The following is a 2934-nucleotide window of genomic DNA, read 5'->3' as shown; positions in this document are numbered from 1 at the left end:
GTGCGCCGACGCTAACGCCCCTATGGGGCTCAGCTACGGACAACGTTGGTTAGCTTGTTCGTTATGCGTAATCGTATAAACTTTAAAAGAAAATCATAAACTAAATGAAATATTTAAAATACATATTAATTCTATTTATTTTCACTAATTGTGCAGGCTTCTATACTCATAAATACTCCTACTACAGAAACGAGTCAAAAGATAATAATGTAAAGATAAATGGAAAACTTAAAATTGCTTTATATTTAAATGAAAGGGAAAATAATGAAGCTACATTCAATAATCTGAACTCTTTAAGACAAAATTTTGAAAAAGCAAATCTAAAAATTTATACGATTAACAGCTCGGACAAATTTAAATCCTATGATCTGATCATAATGAAATATTCTATTGAAGATCCAAGCGGTTTATTGGAAACGCTTATAGATACTACATTTTTCTTATCATATTTCAATATGATTATCTCGCTAGGATTCATACAAGGAATGAACATCCAACTAAAAATTCACACAATTGAATTGTTCAATCCATCTATAAATAAATCCATTAAAATTAAATTTGCTGAATATTTTCAGAAAAATGATGGCTGGATTGCAAATTATCTAGGTAAAAAACATGGGAAATTTTCAGATGAATACAATCGATATTACATTCATGATGAATCGATTGACGAGCATGAAAAAACCCTTTTAAAAATTATGGAAATTGATGGTATACTAATTCAATAAATATACGACTACGCATAACAGCACCTTAACGCTTCGCTTCGGCACTTTCGGCCTCGCTCGGTCTGCGACACATAGGCTTTCTGGCATTCGCCTTGCTTACGCAAGCTACATGCCAGTCCCTAACGTCCCGTTCCGGGACTCAGGGTCAGCCTACGTCGTTAAGGCTAGTTCGTTATACGCAAGGTCGCAAAATTTAGTCCGAATAAGAAAAATAGGACTTGACTGTAATACATATTTGTATTACAGTTTTAAATTATGATCAGTTTACGCTTACCTCCAGAACTAGAAAGAAAACTAGATTCTTTTGCAAAATCAGAAGGAAAAAGTCGTACTGAAATAGTTAAAGATTCTATTCTAGAATATATCAAAAATCGAGGAAGTAGCAAAACTCCATTTGAATTAGGTTTAGATTTATTTGGAAAACATTATTCTGAGAATTCCGACTTAGCTCAAAATAGAAAAGCTTACCTACAGAAAGCTATTGGAAAGAAGAATGAAAAACGTAGCTCTCATTGATTCTGGTCCAATAATTGCTTTATTCAATTCCAAAGATAAGTTTCATAAACACACTTTAAAATTTCTTAAATCATATAATGGTGAATTAATTTCTTCGTGGCCCGTAATTGCTGAAGTTGTTTACCTTCTTTCATTCTCTGTTGAGGCACAATCAGACTTTCTTGAATGGATTGAAAGAGGAAGTATCAAAATATTTGATTTAAATATTGAGGATCTTAAATACATTAAAAATCGAATGAGAAAGTATTCAGATTTACCTATGGATTTAGCTGATGCTTCCTTAATGTGTATTTCTGAAAAAATGGGAATTGAACGGATTGTTAGTATTGATTCGGACTTCTCCATTTACAAAAACTTAAAAGGGAAATTTCTACAGAACATTTTTAAAGTTTAAATGCGACCCAGCGTATAACAGCGACTAACCGCTTCACTTCGGGACTTACGCCCTCGTTCGGTCTCCGACACATAGGCTTCTGGCACTCCTCTTGCTTACGCAAGCGTCGTTCCAGTCCCTAACGTCCCGTCCCGGGACTCAGGGCCAGCCTACGTCGGTTAGTCTAGTTCGTTATGCGAAAGGTCAAAAAAATGGACTACAAAACAAACTATTAGAAAAATATTATATTTCTCGGAAAACTATGACATTGTTTTTCAGGGAGATTTAAAAGGATCTAAAAGATACCTCGAAGATTCAGAAAAATACGTATGTCGTTTCTGTGGATCAACCCATAAAGAAGCCACATTTACGAAAGATGCACATGCAATCTCAGAGAGTATTGGCAATAAGAGCTTACTCTCATATAGCGAATGTGATGAATGTAATAAAATATTCGGAAATGGAATCGAAGATCATCTCGGTAAATTTCTATTACCGTTAAAAAATGCTTCCGCAATAAAAGGTAAAAATAGTAAACCAACTTACACATCTCCTTCTAACGAATCCAGAATAGATTTTAAAGATGGAACGATGAACATACATAACTTAGAAAATAACCCTTTTGTTGAAATTGATAATCTAAACAAAACAATGATAATTAACTATGTTACAACGCCCCATATACCCGCTGCTGTATTCAAAGCATTTGTAAAATTCTTCCTAAGTGTAATCAAAGAAGATGATTTTAGAAACAAATTTGAAAATGTAACTAAATGAATAAAAGAGACAAATCATGCCTCTATTAATTATAAAATAAAACCTATGGATTTATTTTTAACATTCGTATCTGGAGAAAGTCCTTTTAAATCTCAAATGATAGTCTTCAAAAGAAAAACCATTCGAAAAATACATAACGTTCCCCTGTATTTAAGTGTCTTAACAATTAAAAATTATGCCTTTTTAATAATTCCTCCAATTGAAAATAACACAGATAGTTTTAATAATTATTTAATAGAACATTTCCCAATCATGACAGAAAGAATGAATGATGACGTTTCAATAGGCTATCACACGATAGACTTAAGTAGCCCTTTATTAACCAAAGGGAATATATGTAAAATCACTATGGCCTATGATAGTAAAATTGAAACCACAATTTGACCCTTCGCATAACAGCACGGAAACGCTGCGCTTCGGCACTTGCGGCCTCGCTTGGCCTGCGGCACATTCCCCTTCTGGCACTCGCTTGCATACGCAAGCTACGTGGCCAGTCCCTAACGTCCCGTTGGGACTCAGGGTCGGGAAACGTCGTCTCCG

The 2934-nt window shown here is 34.4% G+C and carries 5 protein-coding genes; all 5 read left to right on the top strand.

From position 1 onward, the window contains the following. The first annotated feature begins 104 nt into the window (after positions 1 to 104). The 5 genes from ND812_RS18350 to ND812_RS18335 all read left to right on the top strand — a co-directional run bounded on the left by ND812_RS18350 (position 105) and on the right by ND812_RS18335 (position 2778). Positions 105 to 728, top strand: a complete 624-nt coding sequence (locus ND812_RS18350; protein ID WP_265376761.1) for a hypothetical protein — start codon at positions 105 to 107, stop codon at positions 726 to 728. A 255-nt stretch (positions 729 to 983) separates the two neighbouring features. After that, positions 984 to 1244 carry a ribbon-helix-helix protein, CopG family gene (locus tag ND812_RS18345; protein ID WP_265376760.1) on the top strand — a complete coding sequence of 87 codons (261 nt, stop codon included), beginning with the start codon at positions 984 to 986 and terminating at the stop codon, positions 1242 to 1244. After that, positions 1222 to 1638 (top strand): type II toxin-antitoxin system VapC family toxin, encoded by a 417-nt coding sequence (locus ND812_RS18340; RefSeq protein ID WP_265376759.1) that lies wholly within the window; start codon positions 1222 to 1224, stop codon positions 1636 to 1638. Before ND812_RS18345 ends, ND812_RS18340 begins: the two co-directional genes overlap by 23 nt. 210 nt (positions 1639 to 1848) lie before the next feature. Next, positions 1849 to 2394 carry an HNH endonuclease gene (locus tag ND812_RS18470; protein WP_407658637.1) on the top strand — a complete coding sequence of 182 codons (546 nt, stop codon included), beginning with the start codon at positions 1849 to 1851 and terminating at the stop codon, positions 2392 to 2394. Positions 2395 to 2439: 45 nt separating this feature from the next. After that, positions 2440 to 2778: a hypothetical protein gene (locus tag ND812_RS18335; RefSeq protein ID WP_265376758.1), complete on the top strand. Its 339-nt coding sequence runs from the start codon at positions 2440 to 2442 to the stop codon at positions 2776 to 2778. Positions 2779 to 2934: the final 156 nt, after the last annotated feature.

Origin of the sequence: Leptospira limi (assembly GCF_026151395.1) — a bacterium.
GTDB classification, from domain to species: Bacteria; Spirochaetota; Leptospiria; order Leptospirales; family Leptospiraceae; genus Leptospira_A; species Leptospira_A limi.
Note: the sequence above shows the minus strand (reverse complement) of the source record. Positions and strands in the feature narration are given on the sequence as shown.